Origin of the sequence: Thermus composti (assembly GCF_014647535.1) — a bacterium.
Classification (GTDB): Bacteria; Deinococcota; Deinococci; order Deinococcales; family Thermaceae; genus Thermus; species Thermus composti.
In genome coordinates this window covers 22,845-38,145 of record NZ_BMPJ01000010.1, presented here as the reverse complement: position 1 = coordinate 38,145, position 15,301 = coordinate 22,845, and the positions used below count along the sequence as shown (strand labels likewise).

Annotated in this window: 16 protein-coding genes; 6 read left to right on the top strand and 10 right to left on the bottom strand. The window is 67.3% G+C overall.

Annotated elements, in window-relative coordinates; genetic code table 11:
• Window positions 1-25: 25 nt before the first annotated feature.
• The 3 genes from IEX93_RS05325 (at window position 26) to IEX93_RS05315 (ending at window position 4,177) form a co-directional block, all read left to right on the top strand.
• A complete protein-coding gene (locus IEX93_RS05325) occupies window positions 26-1,894 on the top strand; it encodes a peptide ABC transporter substrate-binding protein (protein WP_188847208.1) in 1,869 nt (622 codons plus the stop codon).
• Window positions 1,895-1,969: 75 nt separating this feature from the next.
• Entirely contained in the window at window positions 1,970-2,980 is a 1,011-nt protein-coding gene (locus IEX93_RS05320) for an ABC transporter permease (RefSeq protein ID WP_188847207.1), read from the top strand.
• 9 nt (window positions 2,981-2,989) lie between these two features.
• Window positions 2,990-4,177: an ABC transporter permease gene (locus IEX93_RS05315; RefSeq protein WP_188847206.1), complete on the top strand. Its 1,188-nt coding sequence runs from the start codon at window positions 2,990-2,992 to the stop codon at window positions 4,175-4,177.
• On the opposite strand, the gene truA is transcribed toward IEX93_RS05315, so the two are convergent.
• The 5 genes from truA to IEX93_RS05290 form a co-directional block, all read right to left on the bottom strand.
• Entirely contained in the window at window positions 4,174-4,935 is a 762-nt protein-coding gene (truA, locus tag IEX93_RS05310) for a tRNA pseudouridine(38-40) synthase TruA (RefSeq protein ID WP_188847205.1), read from the bottom strand. The two genes, IEX93_RS05315 and truA, sit on opposite strands and share 4 nt — an antisense overlap.
• A 100-nt stretch (window positions 4,936-5,035) precedes the next feature.
• Window positions 5,036-6,082, bottom strand: a complete 1,047-nt coding sequence (locus IEX93_RS05305) for an ABC transporter ATP-binding protein (RefSeq protein ID WP_188847204.1) — start codon at window positions 6,080-6,082, stop codon at window positions 5,036-5,038.
• On the bottom strand, window positions 6,061-7,608 hold the full coding sequence (locus IEX93_RS05300) for an ABC transporter permease (RefSeq protein WP_188847203.1): 1,548 nt from the start codon (window positions 7,606-7,608) through the stop codon (window positions 6,061-6,063). The genes IEX93_RS05305 and IEX93_RS05300 overlap by 22 nt, the downstream gene beginning before the upstream one ends.
• A complete protein-coding gene (locus tag IEX93_RS05295) occupies window positions 7,605-8,606 on the bottom strand; it encodes an iron ABC transporter substrate-binding protein (protein WP_188847202.1) in 1,002 nt (333 codons plus the stop codon). The genes IEX93_RS05300 and IEX93_RS05295 overlap by 4 nt, the downstream gene beginning before the upstream one ends.
• A 60-nt stretch (window positions 8,607-8,666) precedes the next feature.
• Window positions 8,667-9,443 carry a metalloenzyme gene (locus tag IEX93_RS05290; protein ID WP_188847201.1) on the bottom strand — a complete coding sequence of 259 codons (777 nt, stop codon included), beginning with the start codon at window positions 9,441-9,443 and terminating at the stop codon, window positions 8,667-8,669.
• A 71-nt stretch (window positions 9,444-9,514) separates the two neighbouring features.
• Between IEX93_RS05290 and IEX93_RS05285 the strand changes: the two genes are divergently transcribed.
• Both IEX93_RS05285 and IEX93_RS05280 read left to right on the top strand, forming a co-directional pair.
• Window positions 9,515-10,105: a DUF981 domain-containing protein gene (locus tag IEX93_RS05285; protein ID WP_188847200.1), complete on the top strand. Its 591-nt coding sequence runs from the start codon at window positions 9,515-9,517 to the stop codon at window positions 10,103-10,105.
• Between the two features lie 75 nt (window positions 10,106-10,180).
• Complete coding sequence (locus tag IEX93_RS05280; RefSeq protein WP_188847199.1) at window positions 10,181-10,609, top strand: OsmC family protein; 429 nt, start codon at window positions 10,181-10,183, stop codon at window positions 10,607-10,609.
• Between the two features lie 3 nt (window positions 10,610-10,612).
• Here IEX93_RS05280 and IEX93_RS05275 read toward each other — a convergent pair whose 3' ends face one another.
• From IEX93_RS05275 to IEX93_RS05265, 3 genes are read right to left on the bottom strand one after another with little or no spacing between them, the layout of a single operon-like run.
• Window positions 10,613-11,365, bottom strand: coding sequence for a zinc ribbon domain-containing protein (locus IEX93_RS05275; protein ID WP_188847198.1), 753 nt, complete (start codon window positions 11,363-11,365; stop codon window positions 10,613-10,615).
• Window positions 11,353-11,976: an MBL fold metallo-hydrolase gene (locus IEX93_RS05270; RefSeq protein WP_188847197.1), complete on the bottom strand. Its 624-nt coding sequence runs from the start codon at window positions 11,974-11,976 to the stop codon at window positions 11,353-11,355. The genes IEX93_RS05275 and IEX93_RS05270 overlap by 13 nt, the downstream gene beginning before the upstream one ends.
• Window positions 11,973-12,665: a sulfurtransferase gene (locus tag IEX93_RS05265; RefSeq protein ID WP_188847196.1), complete on the bottom strand. Its 693-nt coding sequence runs from the start codon at window positions 12,663-12,665 to the stop codon at window positions 11,973-11,975. The genes IEX93_RS05270 and IEX93_RS05265 overlap by 4 nt, the downstream gene beginning before the upstream one ends.
• 98 nt (window positions 12,666-12,763) lie before the next feature.
• On the opposite strand from IEX93_RS05265, the gene IEX93_RS05260 reads away from it, so the two are divergent.
• On the top strand, window positions 12,764-13,228 hold the full coding sequence (locus IEX93_RS05260) for an Hsp20/alpha crystallin family protein (protein ID WP_188847195.1): 465 nt from the start codon (window positions 12,764-12,766) through the stop codon (window positions 13,226-13,228).
• Window positions 13,229-13,274: 46 nt separating this feature from the next.
• On the opposite strand, the gene IEX93_RS05255 is transcribed toward IEX93_RS05260, so the two are convergent.
• Both IEX93_RS05255 and trmB read right to left on the bottom strand, forming a co-directional pair.
• The gene (locus IEX93_RS05255; RefSeq protein WP_188847194.1) at window positions 13,275-14,342 is read right to left on the bottom strand and encodes a cystathionine beta-lyase; all 1,068 of its coding nucleotides are present in this window, start codon (window positions 14,340-14,342) and stop codon (window positions 13,275-13,277) included.
• 19 nt (window positions 14,343-14,361) lie between these two features.
• Window positions 14,362-15,297, bottom strand: a complete 936-nt coding sequence (trmB, locus tag IEX93_RS05250; RefSeq protein ID WP_188847193.1) for a tRNA (guanosine(46)-N7)-methyltransferase TrmB — start codon at window positions 15,295-15,297, stop codon at window positions 14,362-14,364.
• Window positions 15,298-15,301 lie beyond the last annotated feature (4 nt).

The following is a 15,301-nucleotide window of genomic DNA, read 5'->3' as shown; positions in this document are numbered from 1 at the left end:
CGGAAGTGCCACGAAAGGAGGCGGTATGAGGAGCGCAGGTAAGCTGGCTGTACTCGGTATAACCGCTTTGGGCCTGGCCCTGGCGGGGCCCCAGGACAATAGCCTCATCGTCGGGGCTTCCCAGGAGCCCAGGGTCTTGGCGGGGGACTTCCTTGACGTCATCTCTAACCAGGCCATCAAGAGCGAGATCGAGGAGTACCTCTTCGCCCCCTTCATCGGCTTCAACGCCGACAGCCAGAACTTCCCGGTCCTGGCCACCGAGGTGCCCACCCTGCAAAACGGCCGCCTGCGGGTGACGGACATCGGCGCGGGCAAGAAGCGCCTGGAGATGGACATCACCATCCGCCCCGACGCCAGGTGGTCCGACGGCAAGCCCATCACCACCGAGGACGTGGCCTTCTACTTTGAGGTGGGGAAGGCCAAGGGCATGCCGGTGCTGAACCCGGACTACTGGGAGCGGGTAAACGTTCGCATCAGGGACGCCCGCAACTTCACTCTCATCTTTGAGCCCGCCTACTACTACGACACCTACGGTCCCATCGCCACCTACGCCCCCAAGCACGTCATGGGGCCCGAGTGGGAAAGGGTGAAGGCGGCGGCCCGCAACCTGGACCCTGACAAGGACGCCGAGCGGCTCAACGAGCTCTACCGCAACTTCTTCCTCAAGTTCGCCACGCCCCAGGCCCTGAACCGGGGGGCCATGGTCTACTCCGGGCCCTTCACGCTCCGCCGCTGGGTGCCGGGGAACTCCATTGAGATGGTCCGTAACCCCAACTTCCCCATCAAGCCCGAGGGCGGCGAGAGCAGATACGTGCAGAAGGTGGTCTACCGCTTCATCCAGAACACCAACTCCCTCCTGGTGGCGGTGATCGGTGGCTCCATTGACGCCACTTCCAGCGTCTCCCTCACCTTTGACCAGGCCAGGAGCCGCCAGCTCACCTCCCGTGCCCCCGGCCGCTTTGACATCTGGTTCGTGCCCGGGGCCATCTGGGAGCACATTGACATCAACAAGTTTGAGAACTGCCAGGTGGTCAAGGACCTCGGCCTCAACGACAAGCGCACCCGGCAGGCCCTCCTCCACGCCATGAACCGGGAGGGCCTGGTAAGGGCCTTCTTTGACGGGCTCCAGCCCGTGGCCCACACCTGGATCGCCCCCGTCAACCCCCTCTTCCACCCCAACGTCAAGAAGTACGAGTTCAACCTGGACAAGGCCCGGCAGCTCCTCGCCCAGATGGGCTGGCGGCCTGGACCCGATGGGATCCTCCAGCGCCAGGTGGGCGGGCGCACGGTGCGCTTTGAGATTGAGTACGTGACCACCGCGGGCAACGCCATCCGCGAGCGCACCCAGCAGTTCTTCGCCGAGGACCTGAGGAAGATCGGCATCGCCGTCAAGATCAACAACGCCCCCTCCGCCGTGGTCTTCGCCGACGACTACACCCAGCGGGCTTCCGAGTGCAAGTGGACCGGGATGTTTATGTTCGCCTGGGTCTCCACCCTGGCCGAGGACGGTGGCCTCTTCCAGTACAGGAACCTGAACACCGGGGCCATCCTGGTGCCCACCAGGGAGAACAACTACCAGGGCCAGAACATCGGCGGCTGGCGGAACGACGAGTTTGACCGGCTCACCAGCCAGGCGGTGCTGGAGTTTGACGAGGCCCGCAGGAAGCAGCTCTTCGCCCGGGCGCAGGAGATCTGGGCCGAGGAGCTCCCGGCGCTTCCCCTCTACTTCCGCGCCAACCCCTACGTGGTGCGCCAGGGCCTGGTGAACTACGTGACCAGCGCTTACGCGGGCGGCTACGGCTACCCCGGCTGGAATGCCTGGGAGATCGGCTGGGCGAGCCGGGGCGCCGTGAAGAAGTGGGACCAGGCGAAGTACGCCCTTTCCACCCGGTAGCCCGGGTGGTATAGTGGGGCCCGCTGGGGTAAACCCCAGCGGGCTTTTTAGTGGCATAAAAGAGGAGGTACAAGGGTGTTCGCCTACACGGTGCGCAGGCTTTTGCAGATCATCCCCCTGCTCTTCGCGGCCAGCGTGGTGATCTACGCCCTCTTGGCCTTGCAGCCGGGGGACCCTTTGGACGAGCTCAGGCGGCAGAACCCCCGCATGACCGCCGAGCAGTTTGAGGCCTTGAAGCGGGCCTACGGCCTGGACCAGCCCCTTCACATCCGGTACTTCAAGTGGCTTTCCCGGGCGCTAAGGGGGGACCTGGGGTATAGCCGCACCTACGGGATCCCCGCGGCGGAGTACATCTTCGTCCAGCGCCTGCCCAAGACCCTGATCCTTTCCGGGCTCGCCTTGACCTTGGCCCTCGTGGTGGCCATCCCTGTGGGGATCTTCTCCGCCGTGCGCCAGTACTCTTTGGCGGATTACGTCATCACCTTCCTCTCCTTCGTGGGGTTCTCCATGCCCGTCTTCTTCCTGGGGATTTTGCTCCTTTACTTCTTCGCCATCTGGCTCCCCGACCATATCCCGGGCTTCCCCCGCTTCCCCACGGGCGGGGTGCCCGGGGTGCTCTGGGAGGACGTGCGCTCCGGGGCGGTGAGCCTCTGGGCGTTCTTGGGCCAGTGGGCCTGGCACCTCGTCCTGCCGGTGGTCACTCTGGCCTCCTTGCAGATGGCGGAGTGGACCCGGTTCATGCGGGCCTCCCTCCTGGAGGTGCTCTCCCAGGACTACATCCGCACTGCCCGGGCCAAGGGGCTTTCCGAGCGGGTGGTGCTCTACAAGCACGCCCTCAGGAACGCTCTCATCCCCATCGTGACCTTGGTGGGGCTCGCCATCCCCGGGGTTTTGGGCGGGGCCACCATCACCGAGACCATCTTCAGCTACCCGGGGATGGGCCGGGCCATCTTTGACGCCCTGGTGGAGAAGGACTACAACGTGGCCATGGCGGCTTTGGCTTTCCTCGCCCTCATGACCGCCCTTTTCAACCTCCTGGCCGACCTGGCCTACGCCCTGGTGGACCCCAGGATCCGCTACAGCTAGAGGTGAGGCATGGCGACCGCGACCGCTTCTCCCCAGTCCAGGACCTTCTTCAGCCTCTTTTGGCGCCGGCTTAGGCGGCACAAGATGGCCATGGCGGGGCTCGTGGTGATCGTGCTCCTGGTCCTCATGGCCATCTTCGCCCCCTTGATCGCCCCTTACGATCCCACCGCCCAGCCCACGGGGGAGGACGTGGGCCAGTACTACTTCAACCCCCCTTCCCGGGAGCACCTTTTGGGCACCGACGACCTGGGCCGGGACGTGCTCTCCCGCATCATCTACGGCTCCCGCATCTCCTTGCTGGTGGGGTTTGCCGTGGCCTTCTCCAGCGTGCTCTTGGGGACCCTTATGGGCACCTTGGCGGGCTACTACGCGGGCAGGCCCCTCCGCTTCTACCTAGGCCCTTTGCGCCGGGAGAAGGAAGGTTTCCATCCCTGGACCTTCGCCCTTTGGCGGGTCCTCTCCTGGTTTCTTTACTACGGGGCCCTTTACCTGGTCCTCTCCATCGCCTGGGCCTTGGCCGAGGACGGGATCCGGGCGGGAAGCCTTGGGAGCTACTTGGGCTTCGGCCTTACCCTGGCTCTGGTCCTTTGGGCCGCCTGGTACGGGCTTAAGGGGCAGATCCGCCTGGATTTGGACGTGGCCATCAGCCGCCTCATTGACTTTATGCTCACCATCCCCACCCTCCCCCTCCTTCTGGTGCTCTCCGCCCTCCTTAGGGACCCGGAGGTGGCGGTGGGGCGTTGGGCCCAAGGGGTGTTTGGCGATGCCGCCAGCGTTTTCATCATCATCTTCATCCTGGTCCTCTTCGGCTGGCTGGGCACGGCCCGGCTGGTGCGGGGGAGCATCCTCTCCCTAAGGGAGCAGGACTACGCCACCGCCGCGCAGGCCCTGGGGGCCTCTGACTTCCGCATCATGTTCCGCCACCTGGTGCCCAACACCCTGGCCCCCATCATCGTCCAGGCCACGCTGCAGATCGGCGGGGCCATCCTCACGGAGGCGGCCCTTTCCTTCCTGGGCTTTGGCATCCAGCCGCCCGTGGCCACCTGGGGGAACATGCTCACCAACGCCCAGGAGTACATCTTCACCGCCCCCTGGCTCGCCCTGCCCCCGGGGTTCATGATCTTCATCACCGTGCTGGCCTTCAACTACCTGGGGGACGGGCTCCGGGACGCCCTGGACCCCAGGAGCCGCCTCTAAGGCTTGAGCTTGGCCTCGGGGTAGGCGGCCTCGAGGAAGTAAAGCCCCTGGGGCGGGGCCGTGGGACCGGCCAGGCGCCGGTCCCCGGTCCTTAGGATCTCCAGGAGGCTTTCCGGGGGGCGCTTCTTAAGCCCCACCTCTAAAAGGGTTCCCACCATGCCCCGCACCTGCCCCCGGAGGAAGCTTTGGCCCCGGAAGTAGAGGTGGACCTCGAGGCCAGCCTCCCCCTCCACCGCCTCCAGCCGGGCCTCGTAAAGCTCCCGAAGCCCCTCCCGCACCTCGGCGGTGGCGAAGCCCAGGAAGTTGTGCCGCCCGGGAAGGAGGCTTAGGGCCTCTTCCATGGCCTTAAGGTCCAGGGGCCGCCCCACCCAGAAGGCCCGGTGGCGGAGGAGGGGGGAGGGGTGGGGCCTTAGGAGGATCCGGTAGCGGTAAGCCCGCCAAAGGGCGTCCTTGCGGGCGTGGAAGTCCGGGACCACCTCTAAGGCCCGCACCACCTTCAGGTCCTCGGGGAGGAGGCGGTTTAGGGCCTCGGGGATCCGGGCCACGGGGATGGCGCTTTCCAGGTCAAAGTGGAAGGGCATGGCCAGGGCGTGGACCCCGGCGTCGGTGCGGCCTGCGGCCACCGCCTTGGGCAGGGCCCCGATCCCGGGAAGGGCTTTTTCCAGCTCTCCCTGGACGGTGCGCAGGCCCGGGCCTTGCCGCTGGAGCCCCTTGAACCCCGTGCCGTCGTACTCCACCAGGACGAGGATCCGGCGCACGTCCTCAAGCTTACTAGGTGGCCGCGGGGTGGTCGCGCAACACGGGGCGCCCAATGAGGCTCGGGAAGCTCCTTTTGGGGCCCTCGCCGCGGCGGGGTGCTTAGTCCGTTCCCACCGGCACCCTCGCCTGGCCCTCCAAGGCGATCCCCTCCCCCACCACCCGCACGGCCACCCGGTCGCCCACGCGGAAGGGGCTTGTGGGACCCTCTTGCACCAGGACCTCCTTATCCTCCGCCAGGAGCCGCACCCGGAAGGTGAGGTCGTGGCCCTTGAACTCCCGGGCCACCACCACCCCTAAGGCCCCACCCGCCCCTTCCGGGGCGAGGGCGAGGGCCTCGGGCCGGAGGGAGAGGAGGACGGGGCCGAAGGCGGGCTCCGCCAGGGGGACGGGGCCCAGCGGGGTCTCCGCATGCCCCCCCTTGGCCTCGCCCAAAAGGAGGTTGGTGCGCCCCAGAAACTGGGCCACGAAGGGGGTTTTGGGCTTGAGGTAGACCTCCTCCGGGGTGCCCACCTGCAAAAGCCTCCCCCCTCGCATCACCCCAAGCCGGTCGGCGAAGGAGAGGGCCTCCTCCTGGTCGTGGGTCACCAGGATGGCGGTGGTGCCCGTCTCCTTCAGGACTTTGCGCACTTCCTCCCGGGTGGCGGCCCGAAGCCCCGCGTCCAGGCTGGAGAACGGCTCGTCCAGGAGGACGAGCTTGGGCCCCGGGGCTAAAGCCCGGGCCAGGGCCACCCGCTGCTGCTGCCCCCCGGAGAGCTCGTGGGGCTTGCGGTGCTGGAAGAGGGTCATCCCCACCCGGTCTAGGGCCTTCTGCGCCCGCGCCAGGCGGTCCTTCCCCTTGAGGCCGAAGGCCACGTTGCCCAAGGCGGTGAGGTGGGGGAAAAGGGCGTAGTCCTGGAAGACGAAGCCGATGCCCCGCTTCTCCGGGGGGAGGCCGGTGATGTCCCGTCCCTCCAGGAAGACCCGGCCCGCCTCGGGGGCCTCGAGGCCGGCGATCACCCTAAGAAGGGTGGTTTTGCCGCACCCCGAGGGGCCCAGAAGGGCCAGGATCTCCCCGGGATGGACCTCGAGGTCCACCCCCTTGAGCACCTCGTGTTCCCCGAAGCGCTTGCGGATCCCTTCCAGTTTTAGAAGCGGCGCTCGCTCCAAAGCAACACCCCCACAAAGGCCGCCGAAAGGGCCACCAGGAGGAAGGCGTAAGGGGCGGCCTCGGCGAACATGGCTTCCTGAGTGTAGCTGAAAACCCGGGTGGAAAGGGTGGCGTAGCCCATGGGGGCGAGGAGGAGGGTGATGGGAAGCTCCTTCACGCCCCCGATGAAGGCCAAGGCCCCGCCCGCCACCGCCCCCCGCCAAAGGAGGGGAAAGGTAACCCGGAAGAAAGCCCGGGTGGGGGTCTCCCCTAGGGTCCTGGCGGCCTCCTCTAGCCGCGCGGGCACCTGGTAAAGGGCCCCCCGGACGGGTCCCAAGGCCTCGGCCAGGAAGTGGAAGCTTAAGGCGAGGATCAGGAGGAGAAGGCTCCCGTAAAGGAAGGGAAGGCTCTTGAGGCTGAAAAAGATCCAGGCCAGGGCGAAGGCCAAGGGAGGTACGGCGTAGCCCAGGTAGGCGATCCCCGCCAGCAGGCGGGTGGGCCTTGCGGGGTAGCGCACCGCCAGGTAGGCGATGGGAAGGGCCATCCCCACCGCCAGGAGGCTTGCGGGGAGGGCGGCCAGGGCGGAGTGGAGGAAGGCCTCCCCCACCCCAAAGAGCTTTTCCATGGGGAAGCGGTGGGCCAGGTGGAGGAGGGTGTAAAGGGGGAAGAAAAGCCCAAGGACTACAGGCAGGGCCAGGAGGAGGTAGGCCAGGGGGGCCATCCGCCCAAGAGGCACGGGCTTGGCCTTGCGGGCGGCTCCCTTGCCGCTACGGCCGAGGCTTAGCCGCCGGAGAAGGGCCCCTTCCAGGAGGAGGAGCCCCCCGGTGAGGAGGAGGAGGAAGAGGGCCAGCCAGGCGGCGTACACCCGGTCAAAGGCGGCGTTGTACTGGAGGTAGATGGCGTAGGAGAAGGTCTCGTAGCGGAGAAGGCTCACCGTGCCGAAGTCCCCCAGCACGTGGAGCCCCACCACCAGGTAGCCGGAAAGGAGGGCGGGGAAGAGCTGGGGGAGGCTTACCCGGAAGAAGGCCCGAAGGGGGCTTACCCCGAGGGTCTTCGCCGCCTCCTCCAAGGAGGGGTCTAGGCCTAGGAAGGCCGCCCGGAGGGGGAGGAAAAGGTAGGGGTAGGTGAAGAGGGAGAGGACGAGCAAAGCCCCCCAGTACCCCTCGGGGCGGGGGAGAGGAAGGAGCCCCCCCAACCCGGTGGCCGCCAGGAGGACATAAGCCCCCACGTACCCGGGGATGGCCAGGGGCAGGGTGAGGAGGATGGTCCAAAGCCGCTTCCCCTTGAGGTCGGTGCGGGTGGTGAGGAAGGCCAGAGGGAAGGCGAGGAGGGTGGTGAGGGCCAAAACCCCGAGGAGGAGGGCCAGGGTGTTGGCGAGAAGCTCCAGGTTTTTGGGCCTTAGGAGGATCTCCCTCAGGGTTCCCGGGTCGGCCTCGAGGGCCCGGAGCCCCAGGTAGAGGATGGGCAACACCACCCCGCCCCCCGTGAGGAGGGCGGGGAGGAGGAAGGGGAGAAGCCCGGGAAGGTGGTGGACCCGTGCCGTCACAGGACGCCAAGCTCCCGCATGAGCTTGAGGGCCTCCTCGGTGGGCAGCTTCTCAAAGTCCAGTTTGGGGGTCTTCTTGAGGGCCTCCTCCAGGGGCAGAAGCCTCGGGTCCTGGACCACGCCCCTCACCACCGGGTACTCCCCGATGTTGCCCACGAAGTACTGCTGCCCCTTCTCCGAGAGGAGGTAGTTGAGGAAGCGGGTGGCCGCCACCAGGTTTTTGCTGTTCCGGTGGATCCCCGCCCCCGTGACCAGGGCCAGGTTGCCCACGTCCCCGTCCTTGAAGAAGGCCATGCCCACCTGGAAGCCCGCCCGCTGGAAGCGGAGGACGTAGTAGTGGTTGGTGGAGGCGAGGTCAATCTCCCCTGCCCGAATGGCGTCCACCATGGCCACGTTGGAGGAGCCGTAGCTTTTGGGGTTTAAAGCCTTGAACTCGGTGAGCCACTTCCTGGCCGCTTCCTCCCCGTGGAGGAGGAGGATCGCCGCCACCATGTCCTGGAAGCTGGAGTAGGTGGGGGTCCAGCCCACCCGGCCCAGAAGCCCCTTCTCCCGGACGAAGCGGGGCAGGTCCAGGAGGCTTTGGGGGAGCTCCTCGGGCTTCAGGCGGTTCGGGTTGTAGGCCAGGACCCGAAGCCGCACCGTGACCGGGACCCAGCGCTTGGAGGCGGGGACGAAGCCCACGGGCTTGTTGAGGAGGCTTTCCCCAAGGGGCCTGAGGAGCCCCAGGGCCGCCGCCCGGCCCAAGGCCCCCGAGGTGTTGAGCCAGACGACGTCCGCGGGGGAGCGGTCCCCCTCCTCCTGGAGGGCGGCCAGGATCTGGGCATCGGAACCGTAGCGCACCTGGACCCGGATCCCGGTTTCCCGCTGGAACTGGGCCACCAAGGGCCCCACCAGGCTTTCCCCCCGGCCCGAGTAGACGGTGAGGGTGGGTTGCTGGGCGAGGCCTAGACCCAGGGCCAGGGTTCCCACAAGGCTTAGGATCAGCTTCCGTCGCTCCATCGGATACCTCCCGAGAGGGCGCCCTCTCGGGAGGCACCCTACCAGAGGGGGAAGTAAAAGTCAAGTATTCCGGTCGGATTTTAACATTTTGCAAGTGAGAACTACTTGCAACCAGGGGAAAACCCCCGTGAGCTCCCGGGGAAAGGCCCCCGCCCTCCCGGTGTAGACCAGGGGGACGGGGTTTCGGGTGTGCTGGGGGTGCCAGGGCTCCTCGGCGTTGCCGTGGTCCGAGGTGAGGAGGAGGGTGCCCCCTTCCGCAAGAAAGCCCCGGAGGAAAAGGGTGAGCTCTAGGAAGCGCTCGGGAAGGCTTTCGGGATGGCGGTGGGCGGCGAGGTCTAAGGCCCAGTACTCCAGGACCACCAGGTCAAAGGCCCGGGCTAGCCCGGCGGCCTTGGCCCCCGCCCCGTAGGGGTCTTCCCAGAAGCCCGGGGGGAGGGCCAGGGGGTGGCCTAAGGGGAGGAGGGGAAGACCTGCGAGGCTCGCCGCCTGGGCGAAGGCGGAAAGGAGAAGCCTTTTCCCTTCCGTGGCCCGCCTCAGGTACTCGGGCCGGTAGCCGTTGGCGTGGAGGACCTTTAGGCCCTTTTCCTTGGCCCAGGCGTAGAGGCTTCGCCGGAGGAGGGGCCTGAGCCTGGGGCTTGGGAAGGGGCCCTGGTGGTGGCCGAGGAGCTTGGCGGCGTTTTCCCCGGTGAGAAGGGCGGTCTGCCCGGTGCCCGACTGGGGGAGGCCCTCCACCCCCAGGGTAGCGTCCAAGGGGGCCGGGGAAAGGTCTAGCAGAAAGGGGAAGAGGTCCTCCAAGGCCCCGCCCAGGCCCAGGCCGTCCACGAAGAGGAAAAGCACCTATTCATCCTACAAAGGGGACATATGTCATGCAGGGTATGCGCTACCTTGAGCTTAGGAGGTGATGAGGTATGGGAAGCTACAACCCGCTGGTCTTCGTTTTGGGCCTGGTCACGGCGGCCGGGGTCTCCGGGGTGGCCTACCTTCTCGCCGTGGCCCGGGGCGGGGACGAGAAGGCCTTGGGCCGGCTTTACGGCCCCCTCTTCTTCACCCTGGGGGTTTTCGCCCTGGGGGCTGTGGCCCAGCTCTACTGGACCAACTGGGCGGGGCGGCCCGTGCCCCAGTACACCGAGCTCTTTGGGGTGGCCACGGGGCTTTTCGCCTTCATGATGATCCTGGCGGGGTTTTACCTCTACCAGGGGCTAGAGCTTAAGGCCCTGGCCTGGCCCTCGGTTTTCCTCGGGCTTTACCTCCTGCAGGGGGCGCGGGCGGTGTTGGACTTCGGCCTCACCAAAAGCCCTGCCCTCACCGCCCTCATGTGGGGAGCGGCGGGGGTGGCGTCCATCGGGATCCTCTTCTACGCCTATAGCCGCCCGGAGGCCCGGCGCGCCTGGGCTTACCTGGGGGCCTTGGTCCTGGCCTTGATGGCCTTGGGCGCTTTCCTCACCGGCTTCATGGCCTACTACGGCCACATCGCCAGCGCCGTGGGAGGCGGGGGCTAAAGCGCCTTAAGGTTTGTGTCCCCATGCCCAAAGGCCCTTTGGGCATGGGGTAAGCTTTGGGCGAAGGAGGGTATCATGCCGGTGCGCAAGGCGAAGGCGGTATGGGAAGGTGGCCTTAGGCAGGGGAAGGGGGTTATGGAGCTAGGGAGCCAGGCCTTCCAGGGGCCTTACTCCTACCCTTCCCGGTTTGAAGAAGGGGAGGGGACGAACCCCGAGGAGCTCATCGCCGCGGCCCACGCGGGGTGCTTCTCCATGGCCCTGGCCGCCAGCCTGGAGCGGGAGGGCTTTCCCCCCAAGCGGGTTTCCACCGAGGCCCGGGTCCACCTGGAGATGGTGGACGGGAAGCCCACCCTCACCCGGATTGAGCTCTTCACCGAAGCGGAGGTGCCGGGGATTTCTCCGGAGAAGTTCCTGGAGATCGCCGAGGCCGCCAAGGAGGGCTGCCCCATCTCCCGGGCCTTGGCGGGGGTGAAGGAGATCGCCCTTCAGGCCCGCCTGGTCTAGGCCCTACTCCTCCTTAAGGAGGAGCCTCCCGCAGGAGGGGCAGCGGACAACCTGGGCCTGGACCACCTTCTGGGCCACGTGGGTGGGCAGGACCACGTTGCACCCCTCGCAGCGGAAGATCTGCCCCTGGCGCACCATCCGCACGATGCCCGTTCCCCGGCGGGCCCGGCGGATGGCTTCATACTCCTTGAGGAGGCTTGTGGGGATGCCCTGGGCCATGACCGCCCGCTCGGCGAGGAGGGCCTGGGCCTCTTCCTTGAGGGCCCTGACCCGGGCCTCGTTGGCCTTAAGGAGCTCTTCCAACTTGGGTCTTAGCTGGTTAAGCTCCGCCTCCACCCGGGCCACCTCCGCCTCCACCTCTTCCATGGCCTCCATGATGGGGGTGGAAAGCTCTAAAAGCTCCCGGATCCGGTCCTTGATCTGCTGGATCCGGTTCTCGTACTGGGTCTGCTCCCGGGCGGTTTGGGCCTTCTTCTGCTCCTCCTCCGCCTGCTTCTCCTTGGCGCTTAGGTCTTCTATGTCTAGGCTATGGCGCTGGTACTCCCGCTCCAGCTCTCGCTTCCGCTCAAGGAGCTCGGCAAGCCTTTCCTCCAGGGCCTCCACCTGGTTCTTCACCGCAAGGAGTTCCTCGGGAAGGCTTTCCGCCTCGCTTTCTAGCCGGTCAATGGCCAGGTCCTTTTCCTGGAGGGCGAAAAGCGCTCTAAGGGCTGCCAGCTGCTTGCTTTGGGGAACGTCCGCCCCGCTCACGTTTCCCATTCTAACCCGGTGAGGAAGGGGTTCGTGCGGGCCTCGAGGCCCAGGGTGGTCCCGGGCCCGTGCCCGGGGTGGACCCGGGTGTTGGGGGGGAGGGAAAGGAGCCTCTTTAGAGAGGCGAAAAGCGCCTTGGGATCGGCCCCGGGCAGGTCGTAGCGGCCGATGCTTCCCCGGAAGAGGAGGTCCCCGGAGAAGACCTGCCCCCCTTCGGGGTCGTAAAAGGCCACGTGGCCGGGGCTATGCCCGGGGAGGTGGAGGACCTGGAAGCCGAAAAGGGTCATGCCCTCTTCCAAAGGCTCCACGGGCAAAGGGGGCTTGGGGATGGCGAAGCCCCAGGCCCGGGCGGCGAGGTCCGCCCCCTGGTAGAGGGGAAGGTCCAGGGGGTGGAGGTAGACGGGGAGGTCCAGGGCCTCCACCAGAGGGGCCACCGCCCCCACGTGGTCAAAGTGGGCGTGGGTGAGGAGGATGGCCTTGGGGGTGAGGCCCGTTTCCCGGAAAAGCCGGAAGAGCTTTTCCGGCTCGTCCCCGGGGTCAATAAGGACCGGGCCCTCCGGCGTCTCCACCAGGCAGGCGTTTTCCTGCAAGGGGCCAAGGGTGATGGGGTAGGCCCTCATGGCTCGGTGGGCAGCCCCTCCTGGAGCCACTCGTGCATGGAGCCCAGGTAGTTCCGGGCCTTGACCCCGAGGCTCCTTAGGACGAAGAAGGCCACGGCGCTCCGCGCCCCCGAGTGGCAGTAGACCCCCACCTCCTCCCCCGGCTTAAGCCCGAGCCGCTCCAGAAGGCCTTCCGGGCTCAGGAAAAGGTCCAAGGGGGCGTTCTTGCTCCCGGGAATGCGCCCGCCCCGGGGGCAGCAGGGGGGGTGGACCTTGCCCTGGTATTCCTCGGGGCTCCGCACGTCCAAAAGAAGGGGGTGGCGGGCGGCCTCGTCGGCGGTGAGGAGCCAGTCCCGCCGAAGCCTGGCCACCACCTCGGTGCGCTCCGGCTTGGGCTCCTCCTTCTCCGTGGCGTAGGGCTCCCAGCCCTCGGTCCAAAGCTCCACCTCTAGCCCCCCTAGGCCCAGGAAGAAGGCGGTGCGGCAAAGCCGGCTCGTGAGCCCCTCGTCGTAAAGGACCACGGGGCTTCGTAGGCCCAGGCTTTGGAAAAGCTCCGTGAGCCCCGCTTCCAGGGCCTTAAGCTCCGCCTCCTCCCGGAGGCGGAGCCTGGGGGCGGAGAGGTCCAGGTGGCGGGCCCCCGGCAGGTGCCCCGCCTCGTAGGCGGGCCGGGGCCGCGTGTCCACGAAAACCGCGTCCTTGGGAAGCTCCATGCCCCTGATTATAGGGGGCGCAGGGGTAGGCCTATTGCCCTAAGGATACTTGACAAACTGAGGCGCAGGAGATATAAGTAAAAGCGGAGGTGATAGGTATGGCCCTGGTGCGTAGGGACAGCCGCTCCACCGAGCTCACGCCCTTCAGGACCTGGGGTCCCTTCTCCCTCCTGGAGGAGGCCAACCGGCTCTTTGAGGAGGTCTTAGGCGACTTCGGCCGGCCCGCGGTGGCCTACGTGGCCCCCGCCGACCTCTACGAGACCGACGAGGCCTTGGTCCTGGAGATGGCGGTGCCCGGGCTTGCCCCAGAGGACCTGGAGGTGAGCCTCGAGGGCAACAAGCTCACCGTCCGGGGCCAGGTGAAGCCCGCCGAGGAGGCCAAGGCCCGCCGCTACTACCTCCAGGAGATCCCCCACGGTTCCTTCGTGCGCACCTTCACCCTCCCCGTGGAGGTGAAGGGGGACGAGGCCAAGGCCGAGTTCCGCCACGGCATCCTGCGCCTCACCTTGCCCAAGGTGGCGGAGGCCCGGGCCAAGCGGATCCCCATCCAGGTGGTCCAGTAAGGGCGTGGGGCCTTGCCCCCCTGGGGAAGCCCAGGGGGGGTTTTCTTTAGGCCCGCTTGAGGGCCTCGGAAAGCCGGCGTAGGGCCTCTTCCAGGACCTCGGGGTAGGTGGCGAAGTTCAGGCGCACGTACCGGTCGTACCCTGGGCCGAAGTTCTCCCCGGGGTTCAGGGCCACCCGGGCCTCCTTCAGGAAGTAGGCCGCCGCCTTGGGGATCTCCGTCCGGATCCAGGCCAGGTAGGTCCCTTCAGGGGGGAAGTGACCCAGGCCCATGGCCTTGGCCCACCCGGCCACCCGGTCCCGGTTGGCCTTGAGCTGAGCCAAGGTGGCCTTAAGCCAGGCATCGCCTTCCAGGAGGGCCGCCTTCCAGGCGGCCATGGCCAAGACGTTGGGGAAGGTGTGGGGGAGGTGGCGCTTGAAGGCCTCCAAGAGGGGCTTGGGCCCCACCGCCGCCCCCAGGGGGAGGCCCGCCAGGTTGTAGGCCTTTCCGGGGCCTAGGAGGGTGAGGGTGCGCTCGGGGAGGAAGCGGGCCAAGGGGATGTGGGGCCTCTCGTAGGTGAGGGGGGCGTGGAGCTCGTCGGAGACCACGATGAGGTCGTGCTTGCGGGCGATGTGAGCCAAGGCCTCCAGCTCCTCCTCGGTGAAGACCCTTCCCGTGGGGTTTTGCGGGTGGCAGAAGAGGAGGAGCCTCGAGGCGAAGGCCAGGCGCTCAAGGCCCGCCAGGTCCAGCCGGTAGCCCTCCTCGGTCTCCCTTAAGGGGTTGGCCAGGACCGTGCGCCGCCCCTCCCGGATGGCGGCCAGGAAAGGGGGGTAGATGGGCACCTGGGTGAGGACCCCCTGGCCCGGGGCGGTGAAGGCGGCCACGGCGGCGAAAAGCCCCACCACCACCCCCGGCAGGAAGGCCACCTCCCCCTCGAGGCCATGGCGCTCCAGGAGGAGGGCCCTAAGCTCCGGGTCCCCCTCCCGTGGCGGGTAGCCCAAAAAGCCCTCCGCCCGCTCCCTTAGGGCCTTTCGGATGGGCTCGGCCACGGGGAAGTCCATGTCCGCCACCCAAAGGGGGAGGACGTCCTCGGGGTAGGTGCCCCACTTGAGGGAGTCCTTGCGGGGGGGAATCATGCCGTTATCTTACCCGGCCTCAGGTGTGGTCCTGGACCACCTCGAGGCCAAGCCCCTTTAGCCTTTCCACCAGGGCCCGCACCGCCCGCTTCACCCCCTCGGTGATGAGGGGGCTTCCGAAGCGGCCCACCCCGGCGTAGACCCCGTGGGCGCTCCTGCGCACCTCCAGAAGGAGGTCCTGGGTCAGGTCCTCCTCCTCCAGGTGGGTGACCACGTAAAACCCCTTCTCCCCCCGGGCCACCTCCAGGAAGACGGCGATGCCTCCGGGGATGGGCACCGGGGTCTTGGCGAGGTCAAGGGTTTCCGGGAGCTCTCCTTTCAAGAGGGCGTGGGCCATGGGGTACCTCCTTAGGGGGGGCCAAGGGTTGGGGTCCTCGGCCACCTTGGTGAAGACGGCGTGGAAGAAGGAGCGGCCCGCCTCCTTCCACTTGAGGGCGTACTTGGTCTGCAGGTGGGCCTCCGGCGGGGGCCTCACCTCTATGCGGTAGAGGCCCGTCCTCTCCGCCTCCTCCAGGGCGAAACGGAAGTAGTCCTCGTGGTCGGTGGTGAGGAGGAGCGCCCCTCCCTCTTCAAGCCTCGTGGAAAGTCTCCGGAAGAAGCCCTCCTGGAGGAGGCGCCGGTCCTGATGGCGCTTCTTGGGCCAGGGGTCGGGGAAGTTGACGATCACCCGGTGGAGGCTTCCCGGGAGGATTAGGTTTCTAAGGGCGAAGGGGCCTTCCCCGTGGTAAAGGCGGACGTTTTCCAGGCCCTCTTTGCGCATCCGCCTGTAGGCCCTAAGGACGCTCGCCCCCGAGACCTCGGCCCCCAGGACGAGCCAGTGGGGGTGGGCCCGGGCGAGCCAGGCGGTGAAGCGGCCGTCCCCGAAGCCGATCTCCAGGACCAAGGGGCCTTCCCGCCCGAAGAGGTCCTTGGGGGAGGGGGGCCAGGCGGGGAGGAGGGCGGGGCGGACCAGCACGGTG

What these genes read in the sequence shown, in the direction of transcription:
- IEX93_RS05325 (WP_188847208.1), top strand. Translation starts at nt 26, where the DNA reads ATGAGGAGCGCAGGTAAGCTGGCTGTACTCGGTATAACCGCTTTGGGC.
- IEX93_RS05315 (WP_188847206.1), top strand. Translation starts at nt 2,990, where the DNA reads ATGGCGACCGCGACCGCTTCTCCCCAGTCCAGGACCTTCTTCAGCCTC.
- IEX93_RS05295 (WP_188847202.1), bottom strand. Translation starts at nt 8,606, where the DNA reads ATGGAGCGACGGAAGCTGATCCTAAGCCTTGTGGGAACCCTGGCCCTG.
- IEX93_RS05285 (WP_188847200.1), top strand. Translation starts at nt 9,515, where the DNA reads ATGGGAAGCTACAACCCGCTGGTCTTCGTTTTGGGCCTGGTCACGGCG.
- IEX93_RS05280 (WP_188847199.1), top strand. Translation starts at nt 10,181, where the DNA reads ATGCCGGTGCGCAAGGCGAAGGCGGTATGGGAAGGTGGCCTTAGGCAG.
- IEX93_RS05275 (WP_188847198.1), bottom strand. Translation starts at nt 11,365, where the DNA reads ATGGGAAACGTGAGCGGGGCGGACGTTCCCCAAAGCAAGCAGCTGGCA.
- IEX93_RS05270 (WP_188847197.1), bottom strand. Translation starts at nt 11,976, where the DNA reads ATGAGGGCCTACCCCATCACCCTTGGCCCCTTGCAGGAAAACGCCTGC.
- IEX93_RS05265 (WP_188847196.1), bottom strand. Translation starts at nt 12,665, where the DNA reads ATGGAGCTTCCCAAGGACGCGGTTTTCGTGGACACGCGGCCCCGGCCC.
- IEX93_RS05260 (WP_188847195.1), top strand. Translation starts at nt 12,764, where the DNA reads ATGGCCCTGGTGCGTAGGGACAGCCGCTCCACCGAGCTCACGCCCTTC.
- IEX93_RS05255 (WP_188847194.1), bottom strand. Translation starts at nt 14,342, where the DNA reads ATGATTCCCCCCCGCAAGGACTCCCTCAAGTGGGGCACCTACCCCGAG.